Source organism: Arthrobacter sp. P1_B11 (assembly GCF_056406715.1).
Map to the genome: position 1 here is coordinate 103,625 of NZ_JBFTZQ010000002.1, position 24,547 is coordinate 128,171.

At 66.9% G+C, this 24,547-nt stretch carries 21 protein-coding genes; 13 read left to right on the top strand and 8 right to left on the bottom strand.

Going from position 1 to position 24,547, the window contains the following annotated elements; translation table 11 throughout:
• Nucleotides 1–3 precede the first annotated feature (3 nt).
• Nucleotides 4–744 carry a hypothetical protein gene (locus tag AC1D14_RS02640; RefSeq protein WP_476880936.1) on the top strand — a complete coding sequence of 247 codons (741 nt, stop codon included), beginning with the start codon at nucleotides 4–6 and terminating at the stop codon, nucleotides 742–744.
• Here the strand turns inward: AC1D14_RS02640 and AC1D14_RS02645 are convergent.
• Together AC1D14_RS02645 and AC1D14_RS02650 are read right to left on the bottom strand one after the other, a co-directional pair.
• Nucleotides 741–1,118: a PepSY domain-containing protein gene (locus tag AC1D14_RS02645; protein ID WP_476880937.1), complete on the bottom strand. Its 378-nt coding sequence runs from the start codon at nucleotides 1,116–1,118 to the stop codon at nucleotides 741–743. The two genes, AC1D14_RS02640 and AC1D14_RS02645, sit on opposite strands and share 4 nt — an antisense overlap.
• Nucleotides 1,119–1,270: 152 nt before the next feature.
• Nucleotides 1,271–2,686: an NAD(P)H-quinone dehydrogenase gene (locus AC1D14_RS02650; RefSeq protein ID WP_476968020.1), complete on the bottom strand. Its 1,416-nt coding sequence runs from the start codon at nucleotides 2,684–2,686 to the stop codon at nucleotides 1,271–1,273.
• A gap of 117 nt (nucleotides 2,687–2,803) precedes the next feature.
• On the opposite strand from AC1D14_RS02650, the gene AC1D14_RS02655 reads away from it, so the two are divergent.
• Nucleotides 2,804–3,622: a purine-nucleoside phosphorylase gene (locus AC1D14_RS02655; RefSeq protein ID WP_230121265.1), complete on the top strand. Its 819-nt coding sequence runs from the start codon at nucleotides 2,804–2,806 to the stop codon at nucleotides 3,620–3,622.
• Nucleotides 3,623–3,626: 4 nt separating this feature from the next.
• Here the strand turns inward: AC1D14_RS02655 and AC1D14_RS02660 are convergent, their stop codons facing one another.
• Nucleotides 3,627–4,124, bottom strand: coding sequence for an RrF2 family transcriptional regulator (locus tag AC1D14_RS02660; RefSeq protein ID WP_230121264.1), 498 nt, complete (start codon nucleotides 4,122–4,124; stop codon nucleotides 3,627–3,629).
• 130 nt (nucleotides 4,125–4,254) lie between these two features.
• Between AC1D14_RS02660 and AC1D14_RS02665 the strand changes: the two genes are divergently transcribed.
• Nucleotides 4,255–5,994, top strand: coding sequence for a phospho-sugar mutase (locus AC1D14_RS02665; protein WP_230121263.1), 1,740 nt, complete (start codon nucleotides 4,255–4,257; stop codon nucleotides 5,992–5,994).
• A 10-nt stretch (nucleotides 5,995–6,004) separates the two neighbouring features.
• Here AC1D14_RS02665 and nirD read toward each other — a convergent pair whose 3' ends face one another.
• Nucleotides 6,005–6,370, bottom strand: a complete 366-nt coding sequence (nirD, locus tag AC1D14_RS02670; protein ID WP_230121262.1) for a nitrite reductase small subunit NirD — start codon at nucleotides 6,368–6,370, stop codon at nucleotides 6,005–6,007.
• A 292-nt stretch (nucleotides 6,371–6,662) separates the two neighbouring features.
• Between nirD and nirB the strand changes: the two genes are divergently transcribed.
• The 6 genes from nirB to AC1D14_RS02700 all read left to right on the top strand — a co-directional run bounded on the left by nirB (nucleotide 6,663) and on the right by AC1D14_RS02700 (nucleotide 13,777).
• Nucleotides 6,663–9,293: a nitrite reductase large subunit NirB gene (gene nirB, locus AC1D14_RS02675; protein WP_476968021.1), complete on the top strand. Its 2,631-nt coding sequence runs from the start codon at nucleotides 6,663–6,665 to the stop codon at nucleotides 9,291–9,293.
• Between the two features lie 2 nt (nucleotides 9,294–9,295).
• Nucleotides 9,296–10,330: a uroporphyrinogen-III C-methyltransferase gene (cobA, locus tag AC1D14_RS02680; protein ID WP_230121260.1), complete on the top strand. Its 1,035-nt coding sequence runs from the start codon at nucleotides 9,296–9,298 to the stop codon at nucleotides 10,328–10,330.
• 14 nt (nucleotides 10,331–10,344) lie between these two features.
• The gene (locus AC1D14_RS02685) at nucleotides 10,345–11,511 is read left to right on the top strand and encodes a uroporphyrinogen-III synthase (RefSeq protein ID WP_476880996.1); all 1,167 of its coding nucleotides are present in this window, start codon (nucleotides 10,345–10,347) and stop codon (nucleotides 11,509–11,511) included.
• A 238-nt stretch (nucleotides 11,512–11,749) separates the two neighbouring features.
• Entirely contained in the window at nucleotides 11,750–12,658 is a 909-nt protein-coding gene (locus AC1D14_RS02690; protein ID WP_230119828.1) for an FAD-dependent oxidoreductase, read from the top strand.
• Nucleotides 12,659–12,755: 97 nt separating this feature from the next.
• Complete coding sequence (gene deoC, locus AC1D14_RS02695; protein ID WP_230119829.1) at nucleotides 12,756–13,499, top strand: deoxyribose-phosphate aldolase; 744 nt, start codon at nucleotides 12,756–12,758, stop codon at nucleotides 13,497–13,499.
• Between the two features lie 50 nt (nucleotides 13,500–13,549).
• On the top strand, nucleotides 13,550–13,777 hold the full coding sequence (locus AC1D14_RS02700) for a hypothetical protein (RefSeq protein WP_230119830.1): 228 nt from the start codon (nucleotides 13,550–13,552) through the stop codon (nucleotides 13,775–13,777).
• A gap of 76 nt (nucleotides 13,778–13,853) precedes the next feature.
• On the opposite strand, the gene AC1D14_RS02705 is transcribed toward AC1D14_RS02700, so the two are convergent.
• Nucleotides 13,854–14,675 carry a metal-dependent hydrolase gene (locus AC1D14_RS02705; RefSeq protein WP_230119831.1) on the bottom strand — a complete coding sequence of 274 codons (822 nt, stop codon included), beginning with the start codon at nucleotides 14,673–14,675 and terminating at the stop codon, nucleotides 13,854–13,856.
• A 5-nt stretch (nucleotides 14,676–14,680) separates the two neighbouring features.
• A complete protein-coding gene (gene mfd, locus AC1D14_RS02710) occupies nucleotides 14,681–18,328 on the bottom strand; it encodes a transcription-repair coupling factor (protein WP_230119832.1) in 3,648 nt (1,215 codons plus the stop codon).
• A 260-nt stretch (nucleotides 18,329–18,588) separates the two neighbouring features.
• Between mfd and AC1D14_RS02715 the strand changes: the two genes are divergently transcribed.
• The 4 genes from AC1D14_RS02715 (at nucleotide 18,589) to nhaA (ending at nucleotide 22,446) form a co-directional block, all read left to right on the top strand.
• Nucleotides 18,589–20,109 (top strand): SDR family oxidoreductase, encoded by a 1,521-nt coding sequence (locus AC1D14_RS02715; RefSeq protein ID WP_230119833.1) that lies wholly within the window; start codon nucleotides 18,589–18,591, stop codon nucleotides 20,107–20,109.
• A 66-nt stretch (nucleotides 20,110–20,175) separates the two neighbouring features.
• On the top strand, nucleotides 20,176–20,673 hold the full coding sequence (locus AC1D14_RS02720; protein ID WP_230119834.1) for a DUF2505 domain-containing protein: 498 nt from the start codon (nucleotides 20,176–20,178) through the stop codon (nucleotides 20,671–20,673).
• A gap of 3 nt (nucleotides 20,674–20,676) precedes the next feature.
• A complete protein-coding gene (locus AC1D14_RS02725) occupies nucleotides 20,677–20,898 on the top strand; it encodes an SCO4848 family membrane protein (RefSeq protein WP_230119835.1) in 222 nt (73 codons plus the stop codon).
• 156 nt (nucleotides 20,899–21,054) lie between these two features.
• Complete coding sequence (gene nhaA / locus AC1D14_RS02730) at nucleotides 21,055–22,446, top strand: Na+/H+ antiporter NhaA (RefSeq protein ID WP_476968022.1); 1,392 nt, start codon at nucleotides 21,055–21,057, stop codon at nucleotides 22,444–22,446.
• A 16-nt stretch (nucleotides 22,447–22,462) separates the two neighbouring features.
• On the opposite strand, the gene sufU is transcribed toward nhaA, so the two are convergent.
• Together sufU and AC1D14_RS02740 are read right to left on the bottom strand one after the other, a co-directional pair.
• Nucleotides 22,463–22,912 (bottom strand): Fe-S cluster assembly sulfur transfer protein SufU, encoded by a 450-nt coding sequence (gene sufU, locus AC1D14_RS02735; RefSeq protein WP_230119837.1) that lies wholly within the window; start codon nucleotides 22,910–22,912, stop codon nucleotides 22,463–22,465.
• Between the two features lie 31 nt (nucleotides 22,913–22,943).
• On the bottom strand, nucleotides 22,944–24,269 hold the full coding sequence (locus AC1D14_RS02740) for a SufS family cysteine desulfurase (RefSeq protein ID WP_230119838.1): 1,326 nt from the start codon (nucleotides 24,267–24,269) through the stop codon (nucleotides 22,944–22,946).
• Nucleotides 24,270–24,547 lie beyond the last annotated feature (278 nt).

The window sequence follows — 24,547 nt, forward strand, 5'->3', positions numbered from 1 at the left end:
GCCATGAGTGCCGACGACGACGACGACATCACCAAAGAGCTTCTGGCTGACGCCGGGAAGCTCACCGGCCTGAGCCTTGAGCTCCTGGGCCTGGACCCGCACCCCGATGAGATGACCGCAGAGCAGCGGCTTCAGTTTGATCCTGAGGACCTGGAAGAGATGGCGTCCGTCGCTCCGGACGAGCGGCAGATGTCCGTGCGGCAGACGTGCCTCTTGGCCGGCCTCCTGTGGAATTCATCCAGTGTCCTCATCGACCAGCTGTTTCGGGATCTGGGAACGCTGAACAAGCTGGACGCAGTCACGCCTGCCGACATCGCCGGGACCTCGGTTCTGTCCTCGCTGCCGCCGCAGTTCGCCGCAAAGTATGACGCGAAGTTCACGCAGAAGTTCATTGTGGTTGCGGCGGACGTCACCGCGTCCCTGGCGCGGGGATGGACCGCTCCCGGCTGCCTTGCGGGCGAGCTCGCAGTGCGTTGCCTGCTCGATCAGGCCGAGATCACCGAGGACATCTACGAACTCGATCTTCCCGATGAGTGGCGGGCGAACGTTGAGGAAGTCCTGCTCGAGGACGCCGAGTGTGAAGCACTGTACTCCGACGAAGAACTGCACCCCGATGAAGCACTGAACTCTGATGAATTGCTCCCTGATGAAGCAGGCGCCAACGGCGCGGGAAAGCCTGACGTCCGGGATTGGTTCAAGCCCTTTACGCGCGGCGACGCCGTTCCCCCGTACGCCTGGTCTTAATAGCGTCCCCGGCCGGCTTCCGTGGCGGTGATGTTGAAGGAGGCGTCCAGCTTCACGGTCGCCAGCGAGCCGTCGGCCTTCGTGATGTGTGCCTCGTAGACGGCTCCCTCAGCGTCGTTTTCAACACGGTGGACGGCCGCGCCGGGGTTGGCGGCGAGGACCGCGCTCCGCACCCTCGTGGCAGTACTCCCGGTCAGCAGCTTCTCCGTGATCCCGTTGGCCTGGTGGCTGCCCTTGGCGGAGTCCGTGCTGGACTGACTGCCGGCGTTGGTGCTTGATGCAATGACGGGGTAGCCCATGGCGAGATACGCACCGCCACCCACGAGGCCCGCGACGAGGGCAGAGTTCATTGCGACTTTTCTGACCGTATTCATGACTAGCTCCTGGCTTCCGCGGTCCGAGCATCCGGAAACTCTCCGCTTCGCTGACCGCACGTGGGTCCGGCGTCGCGTCCCGGAGCCGCCAATCCCAGGATCGACAGTCCGGATTTTACGCGCGCGTCCGGGCGCTGGCTAGGAGCAAACTGCTACATGTGGACGTGCAGGCGCCTGGCTGCTTCGGAGATGGAACCGCTCAGTGACGGGTAGACCGCGAAGGTGCTGGCGACATCGTCCACGTGCAGTTTCTGCTTGACCGCGATGGAGATCGCGAAAATCAGTTCAGATGCGTTCGGCCCCACCACGACACCGCCGATCACGGTGCCCGAGCCCTTGCGGGCGAAGATCTTGACGAAGCCGTCCTTGGCGTTGCGCATCTTGGCGCGGGCATTGCTCTTCAGCGTGAGCTTGACGATGTCGCCCTGATACTTGCCGGACTCGATCTCGGCCTCGGAAACACCCACGGAGGCGATCTCCGGCGAGGTGAAGATGTTGGACGCCACCTGGTGCAGCTTGATGGGCGTCACGCTGTCGCCGAGGAAGTGCGCAATGGCGATTCGGCCCTGCATGGCTGCGACGGAGGCCAGCGCGAGAACGCCGGTGCAGTCGCCGGCGGCGTAGATGTTCGGCGCAGTGGTGCGGGAAACGCCGTCGACTTTGATGTGGCCGCTCTCGGTGAGCGCCACGCCAGCCTCTTCGAGACCGATTCCGGCAGTGTTGGGGATGGAGCCCACGCAGACCAGGCAATGGCTTCCGGTGACCTTGGAGCCGTCCCCGAGGGTGACCACCACGCCATCCTCGGTCCGCTCCACAGTTTCGGCCCGAGAGCGGGACAGGACGTGCACGCCGCGGCGCTCGAACACTTCCTCCAGCACCTCCGCGGCGTCAGTGTCTGAACCGGGCAGCACCCGGTCACGGCTGGAAATCAGGGTGACCTTCGAACCCAGGCCGTTGTACGCGGAAGCGAACTCGGCGCCGGTCACGCCCGACCCCACCACGATCAGTTCTTCGGGAAGCTCGTCCAGGTTGTAGATCTGGGCCCAGTTCAGGATGCGTTCACCGTCAGGCCGCGCAGTCGGCAGCTCGCGCGGGTGGGCCCCCACGGTCAGCAGGATGGCGTCGGCCTCGACAGTCTCGGTGCCGTCGGCGGTCAGGACTTCGATGGTACGGTTGTCCACCAGCTTGCCGGAACCGAGCAGGATGCGGACGTTCTGCTGCTCCAGGCCGGCCGTGATGTCCCGGGACTGCTGGCGGGCGAGGCCGAGCAGCCGGTCGTTGATGTGCTTGAGATCCGCACGCATCACGGGGACGAAGTCACCGCCGTCGACGTCGAACTTGACCCCCAGCTCCCCCGCCTCACCGACGCGGGTCATCAGGTCCGCCGTCGCAATCAGCGTCTTGGAAGGCACGACGTCGGTCAGCACGGCTGATCCGCCGAGGCCGGCACGCTCAATAATGGTGACCTTGGCCCCCAGCGAGGCGGCAACCATGGCGGCTTCGTAGCCACYCGGGCCTCCGCCGAGAATTGCGATTCGGGGTGCGCTGAAATCAGGGTGCATAGTCACAATCAACCATTCTCTCCCACATGGCGCCGCACCACCAACAACCAGGGCTGACCCCGCGGTCCCCGGGCGGCTGAGTTTGCGCTGTCCACCGCGGCGCCCGCACGATAGCTTGTACCAGTGAGTAATACAGAATTCCTGAACACTGACCCGTTCGAGGCGGCCCGCACGGCTGCCGACTACATCGCTGCAGAAACCGGCGTCGAGTCGCACGACATCGCGCTGGTCCTCGGCTCCGGCTGGGGTGAGGCAGCCGACCTGATCGGTGAGACCACGGCCACCCTGATGGCCTCCGAGGTGCCGGGCTTTTCCGCCCCTGCCGTGGAGGGCCACGTGGGCACCATCCGTTCGGTGCTGACCAGGGAAGGCAAGCGCGCACTGGTGCTTGGGGCCCGCACCCACTATTACGAGGGCAAGGGCGTCCGTGCCGTTGTCCACGGAGTCCGCACCGCGGCCGCCGCCGGCTGCAAGGCCCTGGTGGTCACCAACGGCTGTGGCGGACTCAACGAAAACTGGGCACCCGGAACGCCTGTGCTGATCAAGGATCACATCAACCTCACCGCCACGTCACCGCTCGAAGGGGCCACCTTCGTTGACCTGACAGACCTCTACTCGTCCCGCATCCGCGGCCTGGCGCGTGAGGTAGATTCCTCGCTGGACGAGGGCGTGTACGCGCAGTTCACCGGGCCGCACTATGAAACGCCGGCCGAGGTCCAGTACGCCAAGCGGATCGGCGCCGACCTCGTGGGCATGTCCACCGCGCTGGAGGCCATCGCCGCACGGCACGCCGGCATGGAGGTGTTCGGCATCTCGCTCGTGACCAACCTCGCCGCCGGCATCAGCCCGGTTCCGCTCAGCCACGCGGAAGTGCTCGAAGCGGGCCATGCAGCCGGGCCGCGCATCTCCAAGCTCCTCGCCGAGATCATCGCCAGGCTGTGAGCCGTCAGCTTTCCGGCCGGTTGTCTGTTCCGAGGAGCTGCGCCAGGGTGTCAGGCCGCGCGTCCGGAAACCTGCGTTCGATGGACTGCGCAATACCTGCCACGTTCTGGCGGGCGAGCTCCGTGCGCCAGGCCAGCTCGGCATGGCGCATCGCCTGTGAGATGAGGCAGCTCCGCGTGTAGTCCTCTCCCATGTCGCCGCCCGGGCCGTTCTTGAGGATGCCGTCACAGCGGAAGGCCAGGTCCCTGCCCTCGATGGCCAGCACAACATCCAGCACGGTGATCTTGTCCGGCCGCCGCGATAGCTGAAAGCCTCCCTTCGGCCCCGAAACCGAGTCAAGGATTCCGGCACGCACCAGGGCCTGGAGCTGTTTGTTCAGGTACGCCGGGGGCAGCTTGTGGAGCTCGGCCAGCTTGGCGCTGCTGATGGCCTCTCCCGCAGGAGTCCATGCCATATTCACACAGCAGTGCAGGGCCCACTCCACGCCCTGGTTCATCTTCATTCCGAGACACTACGTGTCCAGAATTTCCGGTGTCAAGGGATGCCGAAGGCCCGGCATCCCGGCGGGAAGTGACCGGACGGATGGCTTGTCCGGCACCGCTCTGCACTGCTTTGACGATAGCTTGGTTCCTATGACCTCTTCCGCTGCCGATTCCCAGCTGTTCAGCGACGCCCGTGCATGGGCCGACCAGGACCCGGATCCCGCGACCTCCACGGCCTTGGCCGAGCTGCTGACACTCGCCGAAGCCGGCACACCGGCGGCCATTCAGCAGTTGCAGGACAGCTTCAGCGGAACCCTGCAGTTCGGCACAGCCGGCCTCCGGGCAGCGCTAGGCCCCGGGCCCAACCGGATGAACCGTGTGGTGGTCCGCCGCGCAGCGTCGGGTTTCGCGGGCTTCCTGGCCGCAGCGGTGGAAAACGCGTCGCCCGGAACCCGGCCGCGCGCCGTCGTCGGCTTTGATGCCCGCTACAACTCGGACATTTTTGCCGAAGAGACCGCCGCGATCTTCACAGCGGCAGGCATCGAAACCTTCCTCATGCCGGCCGCGCTGCCCACTCCGCTCCTGGCCTATGCCGTGCGGGCGCTCGACTGCGACGGCGGAGTGATGGTCACAGCCAGCCACAACCCGCCGCAGGACAACGGTTACAAGGTATACCTGGGCCGCCATGCCGTAGAGGAGAGCGGCCGCGGCGCGCAGATCGTTGCGCCGTACGATGCCCTGATCGCCGCGGAGATCGACATGGTGGGAGCGCTGGACACCATCCTGCTGGCCGAGGACGGCTGGACCGTGCTGGAGCCGGGCATCACCGCAGACTATGAGGCCGCCACGGCGGCGTTGGCAAACCGGGACCTCTTCCCCGCCCGCGACCTCAAGATCGTGCTCACGCCCATGCACGGAGTGGGCGGCGACACGGCCGTTGCCGTTCTCAAAGCCGCCGGCTTCGCCGACGTCTCGCTGGTCAGCGAGCAGGCCGAGCCCGACCCGGACTTTCCTACTGTCAGCTTCCCCAATCCGGAGGAACCCGGCGCCCTGGACCTTGCCCTCGCGGCCGCCGTGGAGGCTGATGCGGACATCGTCCTGGCCAATGACCCCGACGCCGACCGGGCTGCGGTGGCGGCCAAGGACCCGGACACGGGCGCATGGCGGATGCTGCGGGGCGATGAAGTGGGCGCGCTGCTGGGCGCGCACGTTGTGGAGCGGCTGGCGGCCTCCACAGAAGAAGCGCACGACGGCGTGTTCGCCAATTCGATCGTTTCCTCACGGCTGCTGCAGCGCATCGCCGCCGCGGCCGGCTACGCGCACGAGGAAACACTCACGGGATTCAAGTGGATTTCCCGCGTGCCTGGCCTGCTTTACGGCTACGAAGAAGCGCTGGGCTATTGCGTGGCCCCCGACCTCGTCCGGGACAAGGACGGCATTTCGGCGGCGGTCCTGATCGCCGAGCTCGCGGCGGCTGCCAAGGCGGGTGGCAAGACCATCTTCGACACGCTGGACGAGCTGTACCTGGTGCACGGTCTGCACGCGGGTGATCAGCTGAGCATCCGGGTAGCGGACCTCGGCCTGCTGGATGCCATGATGAACCGGCTCCGCGTGAGCCCGCCGGAATCGTTCGGCGGCTCCGCCGTGGAATCGTCGATCGACCTGGCCGAAGGCAGCGACGAACTGCCGCCGACGGACGGCCTCGTCTACCTGACCCGAGACCTCACGCGCGTGATCATCCGCCCCAGCGGCACCGAGCCGAAGCTCAAGTGCTACCTGGAAGTCATCCGGAGCGTGGGATCTGCCGCCGAACTGCCGGAGGCCCGGCTGGCCGCGCGGGCCGCCCTGGACCAGGTGCTGGGCGACGTCCGCGAGGCTTTGGGACTGTAGGAGCGTCGGGCTAGAGCTCGATTTCGATGTAGCCGTCTTCGACGCGGGTGTTGAACGTGGCCAGCTGCAGTCCGGCATCGCCGAAGCACTCGCCGGTCTCAAGGTCGTAAACCTCTTTGTGCAGCGGCGACGCGATGGTGGGGCGGGTGCCACGCGACCCGAGGATGCCGCGTGCCATCACGAAGGCGCCGGTGGCCGGATCCTCCTGGGCGACGGCGAAAACCTCACCGGGTGCGGTGCGGAACAACGCCACCTGGCGGCCGGCAACAAGTGCCGCTTCGCCCCAGGCGAGCTCCAGTTCGTCCACGGCGCAGACCCGGTGCCAGCCAGTGGCGTATCCGGTTTCAAGATCCTCAAGTTCCAGTGTTGCCGTCATGTCGGCTCCTCTCCCTGTGCCTGCTTCCCGGCGGAAGGCCGGTTCCCGCGAGGCGTATTGCGGCCTGCTTCAGCCGCCAATGCGGCGGTATATTCAAGCTAGGTTGCCGGTGTTTCAGAGGCGTGCAGTCAATGTGTCCGGAACGTAAAAGACACCTCACCTGTCCCGAAACCTGTTCGTGATGCAGAAGTTAAGTTCACGAAACATAAGGGAAACTGAAGCGAAATTCCCTTTGCCTAGTCTGGATGGACAAGCTGCAGAGCACCGTCTGCGGCCCAGCGAAAGGCCCACAGTGACCGAACAGACTTCAAGCACAGAGACACCACGCCGCATCGTGGTCGCCGGCGGCGGCCCCGCAGCCCACCGTTTTGCGGATGCTATGCATGCGCGTGGCCTCGAAGGCTGGCAGGTAACTGTTCTCACGGAGGAAGCGCACCTGCCCTATGACCGCGTTGCCCTGAGCAAGGCCCTCACGGACAGCACCGTTGACCTCACGCTTGGCGCCGCATCCATGTGGGACCACGACGTACTCAGTCTGAAGACCGGCGAGCGCGTAATTAAGATCGACACCACGGGCAAGACCGTAGAAACCGCCGCCGGCAGCACGTACGAATACGACGAACTCGTGGTTGCCACCGGTTCTGATGCGGCCAGGCTCCCGATCCCCGGCGCCGAGCACGTGCACGTTTACCGCACGCTCGAAGACGTCCGGGCGATCAACAAGTCCATCGCCGAGCTCACCGAGAAGTTTGGCCGCAAGATCAATGCCGTCACCATCGGCGGCGGGCTGCTGGGTCTGGAATCCGCAGCCGGCACCGAGCAGCTCGGTGCAACCCCGGTCGTCATCAACGGCGCCCCCTGGCTGATGAACACCCAGCTCGATGAAGGCGCCGGCCAGGCGCTGGGCCGCCTGATCGAATCCAAGGGCTTCGAGGTCCACGGTGGCGTGTTCCCCACCGAAATTCTTGCCGACGACGACGGGCAGGTCACCGGCGTGCTGATGGCCGACGGCCGCACCATCCCCGCTGATCTGGTGATCGTGGCCATCGGCGTCAGGCCCCGCGATGAACTCTTCCGCGCCGCCGAGGGTGAGGAGTCCTTGTTTGATCTTGGCCCCCGCGGCGGCGTGGTTATCAACGATGACTGCTCCACCCAGGTCCCCGGTGTCTGGGCCATCGGTGAAGTGGCGAACTTCGGCGGCATGTGCCTCGGCCTCGTTGCTCCGGCCAACACCATGGCCGAAATCGTGGCAGACCGCCTGCACGGCGGCGAGGCGACCTTCCCTGGCTTTGACACCGCCACGAAGCTGAAGCTGTCAGGTGTTGACGTTGCAAGCTTCGGTGATGCCTTTGCCAAGACCGAGCACGCCCTCGAAATCGTTTACGCGGACCCTGCCCGCGGTGTTTACCAGAAGATCGTCACCACGGATGACGCCAAGACCCTGCTCGGCGGCATCTTCGTGGGCGACGCCACTCCGTACACCAGCCTGCGCCCGCTCCTGGGCCGTGAGCTTCCCGCTGAACCGGGTGCCTACCTGACGGCGGCCGGCGGCGGCGACGCCCCCGAGACCGAGCTGCCGGACGACGCCATTCTGTGTTCCTGCAACAACGTGTCTGCGGGGACCATCCGGGACACGGTCAACGGCTGCGGGGCCTGCGACGGCAACGCTCCCGTTCAGGAACTCGGCGAGCTCAAGGGCTGCACCCGCGCAGGAACCAGCTGTGGTTCGTGTGTGCCGATGCTCAAGAAGCTGCTCGAAACCGAGCTGACCAAGTCCGGCGTCGAAGTCTCGAAGGCACTCTGCGAGCACATCGAGCTGTCCCGCCAGGAACTCTTCGATGCCATCCGCGTCCTCGAACTGACCTCCTTCGAAGAGATCATGGCCAAGTACGGCACCGGCGCCGGCTGCGACATCTGCAAGCCGACCATCGCCAACATCCTGGCCAGCCAGAACAGCGCCTACGTGCTCGACGCCGGCCGCGGCACACTGCAGGACACCAACGACCGCGCCCTGGCCAACATGCAGAAGGACGGCACCTACTCGGTGGTCCCCCGCATCGCCGGCGGCGAGATCACCCCGAAGAAGCTCGGCGTTATTGCCGCCGTGGCCGAGAAGTACAACCTGTACACCAAGATCACCGGCGGCCAGCGGATCGACATGTTCGGTGCGCGGCTGGAAGAGCTCCCGGAAATCTGGAAGGAACTCGTGGATGCCGGCTTCGAGTCCGGCCAGGCCTACGGCAAGAGCCTGCGCACGGTGAAGTCCTGCGTCGGTTCCACCTGGTGCCGCTTCGGCGTCCAGGACTCGGTGGCCATGGCCATCCAGCTGGAACTGCGCTACCGCGGCCTCCGCAGCCCGCACAAGCTCAAGATGGGAGTCTCCGGCTGTGCCCGCGAATGCGCCGAGGCCCGCGGCAAGGACGTCGGCGTGATCGCCACCGCCGACGGCTGGAACCTGTACGTCGGCGGCAACGGCGGTGCCACCCCGGCCCACGCCCAGCTGCTGGCCAAGGACCTCGACGACGAGACACTGATCAAGTACATCGACCGCTACTTCATGTACTACATCCGCACCGCGGACCGGCTGCAGCGCACCGCCCGCTGGCAGGAGGAGCTCGACGGCGGCATCAAGCACGTCGAGGACGTGGTGGTGCATGACACCCTGGGCATCGCCGAGGAACTCGAGGCGGCCATGGCCAAGCATGTTGACACCTACGAGGACGAATGGGCTGACACCCTGAAGGATCCGGAGCGCCTGCGCCGGTTCCGCTCCTTCGTCAACGCCCCCGACCAGAAGGACGACTCCATTTCCTTCGTCCCCGACGAGCGCGGCCAGATGCGCCCGGCCACGGCAGAGGAAAAAGGGAAGGTCCTGATCGGGGCTTCCATCCCCATGAGGCCCAGCGATGAGAACGAGGTATAGGCATGCAGCTCAGCATTGATCTCACCGGCCGCGAAGTCCTGGTCACCGGCTCCGACCACGCAGCCCGCCAGGCCGTGCGCCGCTACGAGGCCGCCGGCGCTGTCGTCTACCGCCTCAGCACCCCGCAGGGTGCCGGGCATGACGGCCCGCTGCCTGAACGCCCGTTCCTCGTGGCAGCGATCGACGACGGCCAGCCCGGCTGGGAGGCCCTGCTGGACAGGTGCCGCGCAACCGGCATCCCGGTGGCTGCCGAACCGGCAGCCGGCCCGGTCGGCCACGTGACTCTCGTGGGCGGCGGCCCCGGCACCACCGAACTGCTGACCGTGGCGGCCATCAAGGCGCTGCGCGATGCCGACGTCGTGTTCTACGACCGGCTGGCCCCCTACCAGGAGCTCCCGTCCCTTACCTCGGCCGAACTCGTGGACGTCGGCAAGAAGCCCGGGCACCACAAAGTCAGCCAGGGCGACATCGAGAAGCTCATGGTGGAAAGCGCCCTGGCGGGCAACAACGTGGTCCGCCTCAAGGGCGGGGACCCCTACGTCTTCGGCCGCGGCGGCGAGGAAGTTGCTTCCTGCGTCGCCGCCGGCGTTCCCGTCCGCGTGATTTCCGGCGTCACCAGCGCCATCTCGGTACCGGCTGCAGCCGGCATCCCCGTGACGCACCGCGAAGTCAGCCACATGTTCACCGTCGTGTCCGGCCACGCGCCGCTGACCGACAAGGAGCTCACCCACCTGGCTGGCCTGGGCGGCACGATTGTGGTCCTGATGGGCATCGGCACGCTGCACCACCTGGCCGCGGGACTGCGCCGGGCCGGCATGCGTGCCGACATGCCGATGGCCGTGGTCGAGCGCGGCTACCGGCCCGGACAGCGGACCACGATCGCCGAACTAGGGACGATCGCCTCCGCCGCCGCCGGCTGCAGCAACCCCGCCGTCCTGGTCATCGGCGAGGTGGTGCGCGTGGCTGAGGCCAACCGCGGGCATGCCGAGGCCGCCGCCGATCTTGACCGCCTGGCGGCCTCGCTGCTGGGTTCGTGAACGACATGAGCGCATTGAATGCCATTGCCCCCGCCGCAACAGGCCAGGCAGGATCAAAGCTGCAGGAATCGGCTGCGCCTGAGGCTGCCGAATCTCCGCTGGAAGGATTCCGGATCGGCGTCACCTCACACCGCCGCTCCCGCGACCTGATCGAGGCACTGGAGCGCCGCGGCGCCGAAGTGCTGCACGCCCCCGCCCTCAAGATCGCCCCGGTGAACGAGGACATCAGCCTCATCGAGGACACGAAGGCGATCATTGCCGCGAAGCCCGACCTCTGCATCGCCACGACCGCCTACGGCATGCGCCGCTGGTGCGAAGCGGCGGACGCCTCCGGGATCGGGGAGGAACTGCTCGAAACCCTGGCTGCCTGCCGGATGTTCGTCAGGGGGCCCAAAGCGCGCGGCGCTGTCCGCGCGGCCGGCCTTGCCGACGTCGGCATCAGCAGCGACGAAACCACCGCCACTCTGGTGGACATGCTGCTGGCCGAGGGTGTGCGCGGCAAGACCGTGGCGGTGCAGCTGCACGGCTACACGGACGTGCGCCAGCTCGAGCGGCTCCGGATGTCCGGCGCGACAGTCCTCACCGTCACCCCGTACCGCTGGGTTAAGCCCGACGGCGCCGATCGCCTACCGCGCCTGATCGAGGCCGCCTGCAGCGGCAACCTGGACGTCCTGACCTTCACGAGCGCCCCGGCAGTGGACGCAATGTGGAGCACAGCGCACGAAATGGGACTGTACAAGCAGCTCGTGGAATGCCTGAAGACCACCGTCACCACCGCCGTCGTAGGTCCCGTGACCGCCCAGCCGCTGCTGGACGCCGGAATCACCCCGCTGGTTCCGGAACGGTTCCGGATGGGCGCCCTGATCCGGCTGGTGTGCGAGCACCTGGCCCTGAACCACGTCCGCCGGCTGGACACCCGCTCGGGCCTCGTGGAACTGCGCGGACGCTCGCTGCGCATCGACGGCGAGCCGGTGGAGGTTGCCCCGGCGCCCCTGCTGCTCCTGCGGGCACTCCTCGGCGCGGGAGGTGCGGTCCTCTCCCGGGAGTCGCTCTCCGAACTCCTGGAACTGCGCGGCTCGGTGCACGCGCTCGACATGACCGTGAGCCGGCTGCGGTCGTCCCTGCCGGACGGCAGCCTGGTGGAAACCGTGGTCAAGCGGGGCTACCGGATCCGCGTCTAGCGCACGGACAGCCTCAGCAACGCGGGGTCACTCCGCGCCCATCCCAGCGTGTGGAATGGGCGCGGAGTGACCCCGCGTTGGTTGTATTACCGGCGGGTAAACACTGGCGAACAGGCAGGGATATTTCCGCAACAGCCGGGAAACCTGCGCGAAAAGCCGGCCGCCTACGCTGGGTCCCATCAGCACAACAGGGCCCGAGATCCGGCCCGCCTGGTGCAGCATCTGAAAGGGCCCCCACATGTCCGCTCCGGCACAGTTTCCGCCATTTGCCACCGCACCCGCCTCCGAATCCGCATCCGCATCTCCCGTAGGTTCGCCTGCTTCGGCGCCAAAGATTGTCATCGCCGGCGCAGGCCCCGCCGCCCAGGCGCTGGTCCGCCAGCTCGCCACGGCCAGGTTCCGGGGAACTGTCACCGTGCTGAGCAGCCGTGACGACGCGCCCGATGAGCTGCTGGAACTCGCGGCCCTGCCGTTTGTCTCCGTGCGTTTCGGCCAGCCTGCAAGCCACATCGACGCCGCAGCCCGTGTGGTCACCACAGCCGACGGTATGGACTTTGGCTATGACCAGCTGGTGATCGCCACCGGCTCGACGCCCGCCCACTCGCTGGTTGAGGGCTCCAGCCGGTGCCTCAGCTACTCCACCATCGATGACGCCGCGAAGATCGGCGACGCCGTCAAGGTGGTCACGAGGGTCCTTGGCCGGCGGCCGCTCGGAATCCTCGTCGGCACCGGCGCTGCCGCAGGGCAGGCCGAGGCCGTGCTCCGCGCCAGGGGTGTCCGACCCGTCCGGACGACCGCCCGGCCAGCCGCCGTCGTCCCCTCCCCGGCCGGCTCCGTACTGCCGGCCGCCGGCATTGTTTTCGATGACGGCAGCCGCATGAACGGCGACCTCGTGGTGCTCGCCGAAGACCGGATCGCCCGGGACCGTCTCGCAGCCAGTGCAGGGGTCCAGACTGCCGCGTCCGGCGGCGTCGCCGTCGGCAGGGACTTCCGCTCGTCAGTGCCCGGCATCTGGGCAATCGGTGACGCGGCGTCGTTCGACGGCGTCAGGCTGGGCCTGCTTGTGGCCTCAGATTCCGCCGCGGGCGTCTGCGCGGCAGAGCTGATGACAGCAGTCCCGGACGTTCGGCTGGCTGCTGCCGCATAGCCTCCGGCAGAGGCGGCCGGCTATGGCAAGATGGTCACTCAAGGAACCGCGACAACCGCGGAGACTGCGGCCCACGAGGCCCATGGAAAGGACCAGCATGAGCAACGAAGCCAGCCCGGGAGCGGGCACTGCAACAAGCCCCGCAGGAACCCCTGTCGTCGGTGCTGAACCGTCCAACATCGCCTCCTATATCGACCACACGCTGCTCAAGCCGGAAGCCAGTGAGGCGGAGATCCTCAAGGTATGTGCCGAGGCTGCCGAGTACCGGTTCAAGTCGGTCTGCGTCAACCCCGTCTGGGTCAAGACCGTGAAAACCGCCCTCAAGGGCTCCGGCGTGCTGACCTGCTCGGTGATCGGATTCCCGCTCGGAGCGACCCCCAGCGACGTCAAGGCCTTCGAGGCGCGGGGCGCCGTGCTGGACGGTGCCGACGAGATCGACATGGTCATCAACATCGCCGACGCCCGCGCCGCAGACAAGGGCGCGCTCGTGGACGACATCAAGGCGGTGGCCGAGGCCGTCCACGCCGGCGAGGCAATCCTGAAGGTCATCATCGAGACCGCCCTGCTCAGCGACGACCAGAAGATCCTGGCCTGCGAGGCAGCCGTCGAGGCCGGAGCCGACTTCGTCAAGACATCCACAGGCTTCAACGGCGGCGGCGCCACCGTGGAAGATGTCGCCCTGATGCGCCGGACGGTCGGTCCCGGCCTCGGCGTCAAGGCCTCCGGCGGGGTGCGTTCCCTGGCGGACGCTCAGGCTATGATTGCTGCAGGTGCAACACGTATTGGTGCCAGCTCCGGAATTGCGATCGTCAAGGGCGAACAGGGTTCGTCCGCTTACTGATCCGCCGGCGGCCGCCACAGTTTGAGCCCCACGGGGCCGAGGAGGAACGAATGTCCAGCAAGATCGACACGCAGACACCCCAGAACGAGAACAGCCTGGTCACCAGCGTTGTCCTCTTCGCAGTGATGATGGCCCTTTTCCTGGGAGCCATCTACTCGCTGTCCTTCCTGTCGCTGGAGAACCCCTGGCCGATGGCCGTATGCCTGGGCCTGTTCGCCCTCGCCTTCTGGATCCCGCAGACCATCCTCGGCCGCTCGGACTCCGCCGGCGAGCACTGACCCGCCCGGCCGCAGCCTAAATACCCGAAGCTCCGGAACTTTCCGGAGCTTCGGGTATTTAACGCGGCTTCAACTGTCAGGGCAGGCCCGGCAGGCTGTCGGCGAGTCTGCCGGCGAGGGCCAGGGCGGCGGGAAAGTGGGTGCCCGCCAGGGTCAACGCTGCGAGGCACATGCCCACCATGGCGTAGGCGCTGACCGGAATGAGCACGAGCCATTCCCGCCGGGATCCAGCCCGTCCCAAGAGAGGGATGGACAGCGCCCCGTTCGGCCGCCAGAAGCTCTTCAGCACGGGCAGGCGGCGCAAGAACTTCGGTGGCCTGATCACGAGCGGCCAGAGGAGCGGCACTCCCCCGGTAGTCACGAGGTCCCCGACGATGTGGACCACGACGCCGGTCAGCATGGACACCGGCAGCCAGGTCCACTGGTCCGGCGCGAACCAGGTCACCAGCCCTGCCATGGTGAGGGCGAAGACCCAGTTGGTGATCCAGCCGGACTTCGGAAAAAGCTTCAGGGCCTTGGCCGCGATGTTGATCATGAACATGCACAGCACGCCGGCGCCCACCGAGAGTACCCCAGAGCCCGTCTGCAGCTGGATCTGGCCGGCCATGGCTGCAAGAAGCACGAAGAAGGCTGCCCCCAGCACCGAATGCGTGCCCTGCCTGTGCCCGCCGCTGGCGTTCTCGATGCCCACCGCAATTGCATTGGACAGCGGCGGCAGGGAGTGCGCGATGGTGCTGGAGCGGTGGTCCCAGTCGCACACCAGGGCGGTCCCCGCGGTCGCCATGCCGCCGATCAGTACGCCGGTGGCATCCAGGGGGTACCAGCCCAGGGCGTACGGTCCCGTCGAGGCAACAGCTATCCACGCCGCGGCTCCTGACGCGGCGTGGTGTCCTCCCATCACGCCTAGCCCACTGTCAGCGGGGCGTCGGAGAAGATATTGCGGATCACGCCGTTCGCCCATTCCAGGATCTCGGCGTCCTGCAGGTCCCGGCCTCCGATTTTTGCCGTCTTCGGCTTCGGAATGAGCACGGCGTCGAGAGCCGGCTTGGTCTGCGCGCCCGGATACATGCGGTTGAGCCGCATGGTCTTCGATTCGGGAAGCTGCGCGGGAGAGAACTTGATGAAGTTCCCCTGCAGGGCGACGTCGGAGAGGCCGGCTTCGCGGGCACCGACCCGGAAGCGGGCCACGGCGATCAGGTTCTGCGCGGGAAGTGGCGGCTCGCCGTAGCGGTCCACGAGTTCGGCAAGGACCTCGTCTATTGCCTCGTTCGTGAGCGCGCCGGCCAGTTTCCGGTAGGCCTCGAGGCGGAGGCGTTCCCCGGGCACGTAGTCGTGCGGCAGGTGGGCGTTGACCGGCAGCTCGATCTTCATTTCGGCGGCCTTTTCCTCGGCTTCGCCGCGATAATCCGCCACGGCTTCACCCACCAGCCGGATGTACAGGTCGAAGCCGACACCCTGGATGTGGCCAGACTGTTCCCCGCCCAGCAGGTTGCCCGCGCCGCGGATTTCGAGGTCCTTCATGGCCAGCTGCATGCCGGCGCCGAGCTCGTTGTGCGTCGCCACCGCCTTCAGCCGCTCCAGCGCCACCTCGCCCAGCGGCTTCTCAGAGGGGTACAGGAAGTAGGCGTAGGCCCGTTCACGGCCGCGCCCGACGCGACCGCGCAGCTGGTGGAGCTGGGACAGCCCGTACTTGTCCGCGCCGTCCACGATCAGCGTGTTCGCATTGGAGATGTCCAGGCCAGTCTCAATGATGGTGGTGCACACCAGGACGTCGAAGCGTTTCTCCCAGAAGTCCACGATGATCTGTTCCAGGCGGCTTTCGGACATCTGCCCATGGGCCACTTCAACCCTGGCTTCGGGCACGAGCTCGCGGATCTTCGCGGCCGTCCGTTCAATGGTGGAAACCCGGTTGTGCACGAAGAACACCTGGCCCTCGCGCATGAGCTCGCGCCGGACCGCGGCCGAGGTCTGCTTGTCCGTGTACGGCCCCACGTAAGTGAGCACCGGGTGCCGTTCCTCCGGGGGCGTGGCCAGGGTGGACGTCTCGCGGATGCCCGTCAGGGACATCTCGAGGGTGCGGGGAATCGGCGTGGCGCTCATGGCGAGCACGTCCACGTTGGTGCGCATTTTCTTCAGCGCCTCCTTGTGTTCAACACCGAAGCGCTGCTCTTCGTCCACGATCACCAGGCCCAGGTCCTTGAAGGCGAAGTCCTTGGAGAGCAGCCGGTGTGTGCCGATCACCACGTCCACGGTCCCGTTCTTCACGCCCTCGGCGGTCTCCTTGGCTTCCTTGGCGGCTTGGAAGCGGGACAGCGGCTTCACCTTCAGCGGGAAGCCGGAGAACCGCTCAGTGAACGTCTCGTAGTGCTGCTGCGCGAGCAGGGTGGTGGGCACCAGCACGGCCACCTGCTTGCCGTCCTGCACGGCCTTGAAGGCGGCACGGACGGCGATTTCGGTCTTGCCGTAGCCCACGTCGCCGGACACCAGCCGGTCCATGGGGATCTCACGCTCCATGTCAGCCTTGACCTCGTTGATGGTGGTCAGCTGGTCCGGCGTCTCCACATACGGGAAGGCTTCCTCGAGCTCGCGCTGCCAGGGGGTGTCCGGGCCAAACGCATGCCCGCGGGAGGCCATGCGCGCCGAGTACAGCCGGATGAGCTCGCCTGCGATCTCCTTGACGGCCTTGCGCGCCTTGGACTTGGTGCTGGCCCAGTCGGAGCCGCCCATCTTGCTCAGCACGGGGGTGTCACCGCCCACGTAGCGCGTCACCTGGTCCAGCTGGTCGGTGGGGACGAAGAGCCTGTCCCCCGGAGCCCCGCGCTTGGACGGCGCATACTCCAGAACCAGATACTCGCGGACGCCGTCTCCGCCGCCGGCGACTTTGCGCTGGATGAGTTCCACGAACCTGCCGATGCCGTGCTGTTCGTGCACCACGTGGTCGCCAGCCAGCAGCTGCAGCGGGTCCACGGCATTTCGCCGTTTGGACGGCATGCGTCGCATGTCCTTCGTGGACCCGGCCGACGTGCGTCCCAGCAGGTCCGCTTCCGTGAGCAGGCCGAGTTTCAGCCCGTCCAGGACAAATCCGCGTCCGACGGCGGCGGTGGTCACCTCGATGATTCCCGCCTGGGGTTCGCGGTCCAGGGAGTCCACCCGCGCGCACGGGATGTCGGCGTCGTGGAACAGCTCGGCGAGCCGCTGCGCCGGCCCGGGCCCTTCCGTGGCCACCACGATGCGCCACTGGTTCCGCACGTGGGAACCGATGAAGTCCATCATTTCGGCTACGTCGCCCTGGTACCCCCGCGGTTCACGGGCATGGAGGTTGAGCACGTTGATGTCGGGGGTGAGTTCCTCATCGGTGGCCAGCGAGGTGATGGACCACCAGGACACGTCATGGCCCAAGGCTGCGGAACGGGTATCGGTCAGCGAGCGGAAGCTTGCGGAGTGCAGGGCCGCTGACGCCTGGGAGCTGAGGTCCAGCGGCGCGGTTCCGCCGTCGGACGCGGTGGACCACGCTGCCTCCAGGAATTCCTCATTCGTGGCGGCGAGGTCGTGGGCCCGGGTGCGGACCTTCTCCGGCTCGATCACCACGGAGATGGAACCTGCCGGCAGCTGCTCCATGAGCGGAACCATGGCGTCCACCAGTACGGGGGCCAGCGATTCCATGCCTTCCACGGCGATGCCGCCGGCGATCTTCTCCAGCATGTCTGCTGCGGCGGGGAGCTGTGACTTCAGCGTGGCCGCCCGGGACATCACCGACGGTGTGATCAGGATTTCGCGGCACGGCGGGGCATGGAGTTCGGTGGGGTGGTGCAGGCCCGGAGAGGACAGCGAGCGCTGGTCGGCGACGGCGAACCAGCGCATCTGGTCCACCTCGTCGCCAAAGAACTCGACCCGGATGGGGTGGTCCTCGGTGGGCGGGAAGACGTCGAGCATGCCGCCGCGGACGGCGAACTCGCCACGGCGTGTCACCATGTCCACGCGGGCGTAGGCGGCGTCGGCGAGGTTCTTTACGACGCTGCTGAAGGGGACCTCCTGGCCCACCTTCAGCGTGACCGGAACCAGTTCGCCCAGGCCGGCCACAAGCGGCTGGACCACGGCGCGGACCGGAGCCACCACCACACGCAGGGGTCCCGCCGTCGAGGTCTCCGGGTGCGCCAGCCGGCGCAGTACGGAGAGCCGCCGTCCAACGGTGTCCGAACGCGGCGACAGGCGCTCGTGAGGGAGCGTTTCCCAGCTGGGAAACTCCGCCACGGAATCGGCTGGCAGGTACGCGCGCAGGGCGGCGGTCAGATCCTCCGCCTCGCGTCCCGTCGCGGTGACGGCCAGGACCATCCCCGGCCGGCCGCCGTCGGCTTTCGCGAGCCCGTCCGCCATCTCCGCGAGCAGCACAGGGCGCAGGCCCGCCGGGGCACTGATCTGGTAGTCCTCACCACGGACGCTGAAGGTCCTGGACGCCTCAGCCTGCACACGGGCGAACGTCTTGTCTGCGGCTAGGACGCGTCGCAGGCCGCTGAGGGGCAGGCCTTTGATTGGCTGGCCGGTGGGGCTCATGGCAGGATCTCCTGGGGTATTCACTTCGAACGCAGGCAACACGAAAACCCGAAATTCGCGAGAATGCCGGGTCATCCCAGCCTACCCCTGCCAGTGACCGGGCGGCATCCGGCGGAGACGCGGCACGCGATCGGCGACAACGCGGCACGCGCTTGGAGCGGCGTCGGGGCACGCGTCCGGAGGGGAGGCCGGGCCCGTTGCTAAGCTTGCTTGGCAGGTGATGTTGGGCCCAGAAATGCCGCCATCCTAAGGAGACTCCCGTGAGCGACCAGACCGGAAATGACAGCAGCGCATTCACCAGCGGGCGGACGGTGCTGGTCACCGGAGCCACTGGCTACATCGGCGGCAGGCTGGTCCCCCGGCTGCTCGACGCGGGGCACCGCGTCAAAGTACTGGTCCGCTCCCCCGAAAAGATCGCCGGGGTGCCGTGGTTCGACCAAGTCGAGGTGGTGCGCAGCAGCCTCGATGATTCCGCTGCTGTGGAAAAAGCACTGAAGGGCGTGAACGTCCTGTACTACCTGGTTCACTCCATGGCTGCCGGGTCCGGTTTCGAAGCCAAGGAAAAGTCCATGGCGGAGCTCGTGGCCGCCGCTGCCGCGGCTGCTGAGGTGCAGCGGATCGTCTACCTGGGCGGCCTGCACCCCCGCAACACCGAATTGTCCACCCACATGCGCTCACGCGAAGCGGTGGGTGAAGTCTTCCTGTCCGGGCCCGTGGACGCCATCGTCTTCCAGGCCGGAGTGGTGATCGGCTCAGGCTCGGCGTCCTTCGAAATGATCCGGCACCTTTCCGAAACCCTGCCTGTCATGCCGGCGCCCAGCTGGGTGCGGAACCGGATCGAGGCCATCGCCGTCAGGGACGTGCTGCACTACCTGGTGGGCGCAGCCTCACTGAAGGAGCGACTCAACCGGACGTTCGACATCGGGTCCCGGGACGTCCTGAGCTACGCCGGCATGATGAAGGAATATGCAGCCGAAGCCGGGCTGCCGCTGCGCCTGGTCCTGGCGCTTCCCGTACCGGCGCCCAGGCTTGCCGGGCTGTGGGTGGCGCTCGTGACCCCCATCCCGCTGTCCATGTCCGTGCCGCTGGTCCAGTCGCTGCAGCACGACGCCGTCTCCGCCGAACACGACATCGACAACTACATCAACCAGCCCGACGGCGGCCTCACCGGCTACCGCAAGGCAGTGGCCCTGGCGCTTGGCAAGGAACGCGACGGGCAAGTGGAAACCACCTGGGCCAACGCCGGGGCGGACGCCGATCCGCTGCCCAGCGACCCGCAGTGGGCCGGGCACAAGGTCTATGTGGACGAGCGAACCTTCCACAGCGATGTGGAGCCCTCGCACGTCTGGACCATCATCGAGGGCATCGGCGGCCGCAACGGCTGGTATTCCCTGCCGCTGGCGTGGAGCGTCCGCGGCTGGCTGGACAAGCTCTCCGGCGGAGCCGGCCTGCTCAGGGGCCGCCGGCATCCCCACAATCTCGTCGCCGGCGAGGTAGTGGACTGGTGGCGGGTGGAACGGATCGAGCGGGGCAAACTGCTCCGCCTGCGTGCGGAAATGCGCGCACCGGGACGCGCCTGGCTTGAGCTTTGCGTGGAGCCGGACGGAGCCGGCAGCCGGTACCGGCAGCGGGCCATCTTCTTCCCCAAAGGGCTCAGCGGCAGGCTCTACTGGCTGGCCGTGCTCCCATTCCACAGCCTGATCTTTCCCGCCATGTCCCGCAACATCACAGCGGCGGCCCGGAAGATCGCCAGTGCGGAAGAGTCCGTGCCCACCCCGTAGGATGTGGGGAGCAAAAAGCGTTCTGACCCCGCAACAATGTTTTGACCCTGCAACAATGGAGGATCCATGGCACTGAGTGCTTCCACTACCCTTCCCCACGCCGTCGACAGCATCACAGCAGTCTTCACGAACGAGGAATTCCAGCGCCACACGAGCGAATATGTGGGCGGCAGCCTCGAGTCCTTCACTGTCGACGGCGACGTTGCAGGGGCCTTCAGCACCACCTCCGTGCGCACCCTGCCCACCACCCGCCTGCCGGAAATCGCGCGCAAGTTCGTGGGCGACACCCTCAAAGTGACCCAGGTGGAGAACTGGGACGCTCCCTCTGCGGACGGCTCCCGCCAGAGCACCATCTCGCTCAAGATCGCCGGCGCACCCATCGATGTCACGGCCGTTCAGCGGCTCGTCGCAGACGGCGGCAGCACGCGGGTTGAACTAGAAGGCAACGTCACCTCGTCCGTGCCTTTCCTGGGCGGCAAGATCGCCGAAGCAGCCGAGCCGATGGTCGGCAAGGCCCTGAACATCCAGTCCCAGCAGGCGCAGGCCTGGCTCGAAAGCCACTAGGCGATGGAAGTTCCCGCCGTCCTGGCGTGGGTCCTGGTCCTTTCGGGTTTCTGGTCGCTCGTGGTGTGGCCGCAGTTCCTGCGCCGGGTGATGAAAGACCCGCGGGCGCGGGACGCCGGCGGCAAGGCCACCAAGTTCCTCACCGTCCATGTGGTCCTCGTGGCAGTATCCATGGTGTTGGGCGCCGCCACGGCCGGCATCGGGATCGCCGGGCTTCTGGGCTGAACGTTTCCCGGTTGAGCATTTTCCGGGCTGAGCGTCCAGAGTGAGCATTTTCCGGGTGAGGCCGCCGTCCTCGGCTAAGCTGGGACCAGCTGTATTTAGGGTGCGCCGGGAAGTCTGGTCGGCAACATGTTTGCCGACCCCAAGCCAGGAGCCGAGATGCCCAGCCGACCCCCTGCCCGCTCCCGCAAGTCCGCAGTCTTCAGCCGTTCCACGTACCCGGAGTACCTGCGGATTTCCGCCATCCTCCGGCTCGAAACCGTCGGCGGGGCCCTCCTGCTCATTGTGACAGCGGCGGCGCTGATCTGGGCGAACTCCCCCGCTGCGGGCACCTACTTCGGCCTGCGGGACCTGGAAGTGGGTTTTGAGCCTTGGCATCTGCGGCTGAGCGTGGGCCATTGGGCGTCGGACGGCCTGCTTGCGGTCTTCTTCTTCATTGCCGGACTCGAGCTGAAGCGGGAGTTTGTTTCCGGGGAACTCCGGAGGCCGGCCAAGGCGGTTGTCCCGGTGACCGCGGCCGTGGGCGGGGTGGTCCTGCCGGCCCTCATATACGCGTCCATTAACTGGGGCCAGGGCGCCGAGGCACTGCGGGGGTGGGCGATCCCCACCGCCACGGACATCGCCTTCGCCCTAGCCGTGCTGGCCGTCATCAACACGCATCTCCCGGCCGCGCTCCGGACGTTCCTGCTGACCCTGGCCGTGGTGGATGACCTGATCGCCATCGGCATCATCGCCTTCTTTTACTCGGCCGGCCTGCAGCCCGTCCTGCTGTTGGCGGCCTTGGTCCCGCTGGCGCTCTTTGCCGTGCTCGCCCAGAAGCACATCGGCCGCTGGTACCTCCTGGTGCCGCTGGCGGCAGCGACCTGGGCGCTGGTCCACGCCTCGGGCGTCCACGCCACGGTAGCGGGCGTCCTGCTCGGATTCACGGTTCCCGTGCTCGCGTCCCGGCAGGAGGCCGAACGTGCCATGGAAAGGGACACGGCAGACAAGGCCACGGCGAACCGGGCCCTGGCAGAAAGGGGCATGGATGAAAAGGGCATGGCAGAACGCATCGAGCATCGGCTGCGGCCGCTCTCTGCGGGATTCGCCGTCCCGGTCTTTGCGTTCTTCTCCGCTGGTGTGGCCATCGGCGGAGGCGCTGGGCTGGCATCCGCCCTGGCCGACCCCGTGGCCGTGGGAATCGTGGCCGCGCTGGTTGCGGGCAAGGCCCTCGGCGTTTTCGGGGCCACCTACCTGATCACCAAAACCACGCGGGCAACGCTTGACGCCGGGCTGAAGTGGATCGACATCGCCGGACTGTCCATCCTCGCCGGAGTCGGATTCACCGTTTCGCTGCTGATCGCCGAGTTGAGTTTCGGGGCGGGATCGGCCCACGACGATCACGCAAAGGTTGCCATCCTGGCCGGTTCCGTGACCGCTGCGGCGATTGCCGCCGTCGTGCTTAAGGCACGAAACCGCCACTACCGCCGCGTGGAGGCGGAGGAAAAGCGGGACGACGACGGCGACGGCGTCCCTGACGTGTTCGAGCCCGCCGCGGAGAGGGACGGGTAGGCCGCGGTCCGGTGGCTTAGGCCGCCTGGTTGAGCGCGTCCTCCGCGGCAACCCAGGAGATCATGGCGCACTTTACCCGCGCTGCATAGCGGGCCACCCCTTCAAACGCGGCGGCATCGCCAAGCACCTCGGGGTCCGCGTGGACCTTTCCGCGCGAGCGGAGAACCTCCCGGAAGTTACCGATCACCGAGCGCAGCTCGTCCACAGACATGCCTTCCGCCATCTCGCTCAATACGGAAGCGGAGGCCATGGAGATGGAACAGCCTGCACCGTCCCAGGACAGCTGCGCAACGGTGCCGTGGTCCACGGCGACACGCAGGGTGACTTCATCACCGCAGACAGGATTCAGCTGGTGTGACTGCCCGGTGGACGCGCCCTCGGGTGCTGCCGTTTCTGACAGACCGCTCCCGTGCCGGGCCTTGGAATGGTCCAGGATGATCTGCTGGTAAAGCTGGTCGAGGCTCATGCTGCGGTACCTGTCTTCATGGATCCCGGCACTAGGCGCGGAAGTAGGCGCGGACCCCGGACACTGCGTCCAGGAATTCGTCGACGTCGTCGGTGGTGTTGTACAAATAGGCGCTGGCGCGCGTTGTGGCCGTCAGGCCGAGGCGCCGGTGCAGCGGCTGGGCGCAGTGGTGACCCACGCGGACGGCGATTCCGCGCGCATCGAGGAACTGCCCGACGTCGTGCGCATGCACGCCCGCCACATCGAACGCCGCCAGGCCAATACGCTCCTTGCCGGCCCCCGGGCCAAGCACACGGACGCCGTCGATGGCTTCAAGGCCTGCCACCATGCGCTGGCCAAGTTCGGATTCCCAGCGGTGGACACGGTCGATGCCGGTCTCGGTCAGGTAGCTGACGGCTGCGGCGAGGGCCACGGCCTGGGAGATCTTTTGCGTCCCGGCCTCGAACCGCTGCGGTGCCGGAAGGTATTCTGCCCGGTCCATGGTCACGGTGGTGATCATGGAACCGCCGGTCAGGAAAGGAGGCAGCACGTCCAGGAGCTCCTGCTTGCCGTACAGCACGCCGATGCCGGTGGGGCCCAGCATTTTGTGGCCCGAGAACACGGCAAAGTCGACGTCCAGCTCCTTGACGTCGAGGGACAGGTGCGGCGCCGACTGGCACGCATCCAGCACCACCAGGGCGCCGGCCCGCCTGGCCAGCGCCACGAGCTCGTGTACCGGATTGATCGTGCCGAGTACGTTGGACGCATGCGTGAAGGCGAGAAGCCGCGTCCGTCCGCCCACGATTTCCGCCGCCTGGTCCAGGTGCAGCGCCCCGGCGTCGTCCACCGGAATGTGGCGGAGCGTGGCTCCGGTTCTGTAGGCAAGTTCCTGCCAGGGGATCAGGTTCGCGTGATGTTCCATCTCGGTGACCACGATCTCGTCCCCCGGGCCGAGCCCGAGTTCCCGGAGCCGCGCATCACCGCGCCCCTGCGCAGCCCACAGGCTGGCGTTGGACAGCGCATAGCTGATGAGGTTCAGGCCCTCTGTGGCGTTGGACGTCCAGACGATTTCCTCGTACTGAGCGCCGACGAAATCGGCAACCGTCTGCCGTGCGTCCTCGAATACCTCCGTGGCCTCGACGGCAAGGTGGTGTGCGCCCCGGTGTACCGCGGCGTTCCGCTGCTCGTAGAATTCCTGCTCGGCCTCGATAACGCTCAGCGGATTCTGCGACGTGGCACCGGAATCCAGATAAATGAGCGGTCGGCCATTGACCAGCTGGTCCAGGACGGGAAAGTCGTTCCGGATCCGCAGGACCTCGGCATTATCCATCGCGGGAAGGGCGCGCTCCAGCGTGGTTGGCGTTGATATTACGGCCAATGGGACTCCTTGGGATGCCTTGAGGTACCTCTCAATTGTCCCACAGAGCAGCCTTGTCCAAACGGCAGCGAAAGCGGCCCGTCCAACTGGAGGGCCGCCCTCGCGGTGCCGGCGCGTGCCGGCTGTTCTACTACTTGTAAGGGCCGGCGACGGCTGGGGGGAGAGCCTCGGTCTCAGAAGGCTCTGACGTCGCCGGCCCCGCCTGAACCCGGTCCCTGGGGCCGGAAGTTCGTGTGCGAGACCTGATGTGCTGGCGGCAGCTTCGGCGATGGAGTCCT

Bases quoted from the DNA above. Each gene is read 5' to 3' on its own strand.
- AC1D14_RS02640 (WP_476880936.1), top strand. From the start codon at position 4: ATGAGTGCCGACGACGACGACGACATCACCAAAGAGCTTCTGGCTGAC.
- AC1D14_RS02645 (WP_476880937.1), bottom strand. From the start codon at position 1,118: ATGAATACGGTCAGAAAAGTCGCAATGAACTCTGCCCTCGTCGCGGGC.
- AC1D14_RS02660 (WP_230121264.1), bottom strand. From the start codon at position 4,124: ATGAAGATGAACCAGGGCGTGGAGTGGGCCCTGCACTGCTGTGTGAAT.
- AC1D14_RS02665 (WP_230121263.1), top strand. From the start codon at position 4,255: ATGACCTCTTCCGCTGCCGATTCCCAGCTGTTCAGCGACGCCCGTGCA.
- nirD (WP_230121262.1), bottom strand. From the start codon at position 6,370: ATGACGGCAACACTGGAACTTGAGGATCTTGAAACCGGATACGCCACT.
- cobA (WP_230121260.1), top strand. From the start codon at position 9,296: ATGCAGCTCAGCATTGATCTCACCGGCCGCGAAGTCCTGGTCACCGGC.
- AC1D14_RS02690 (WP_230119828.1), top strand. From the start codon at position 11,750: ATGTCCGCTCCGGCACAGTTTCCGCCATTTGCCACCGCACCCGCCTCC.
- deoC (WP_230119829.1), top strand. From the start codon at position 12,756: ATGAGCAACGAAGCCAGCCCGGGAGCGGGCACTGCAACAAGCCCCGCA.
- AC1D14_RS02700 (WP_230119830.1), top strand. From the start codon at position 13,550: ATGTCCAGCAAGATCGACACGCAGACACCCCAGAACGAGAACAGCCTG.
- AC1D14_RS02705 (WP_230119831.1), bottom strand. From the start codon at position 14,675: ATGGGAGGACACCACGCCGCGTCAGGAGCCGCGGCGTGGATAGCTGTT.
- mfd (WP_230119832.1), bottom strand. From the start codon at position 18,328: ATGAGCCCCACCGGCCAGCCAATCAAAGGCCTGCCCCTCAGCGGCCTG.
- AC1D14_RS02720 (WP_230119834.1), top strand. From the start codon at position 20,176: ATGGCACTGAGTGCTTCCACTACCCTTCCCCACGCCGTCGACAGCATC.
- AC1D14_RS02725 (WP_230119835.1), top strand. From the start codon at position 20,677: ATGGAAGTTCCCGCCGTCCTGGCGTGGGTCCTGGTCCTTTCGGGTTTC.
- nhaA (WP_476968022.1), top strand. From the start codon at position 21,055: ATGCCCAGCCGACCCCCTGCCCGCTCCCGCAAGTCCGCAGTCTTCAGC.
- sufU (WP_230119837.1), bottom strand. From the start codon at position 22,912: ATGAGCCTCGACCAGCTTTACCAGCAGATCATCCTGGACCATTCCAAG.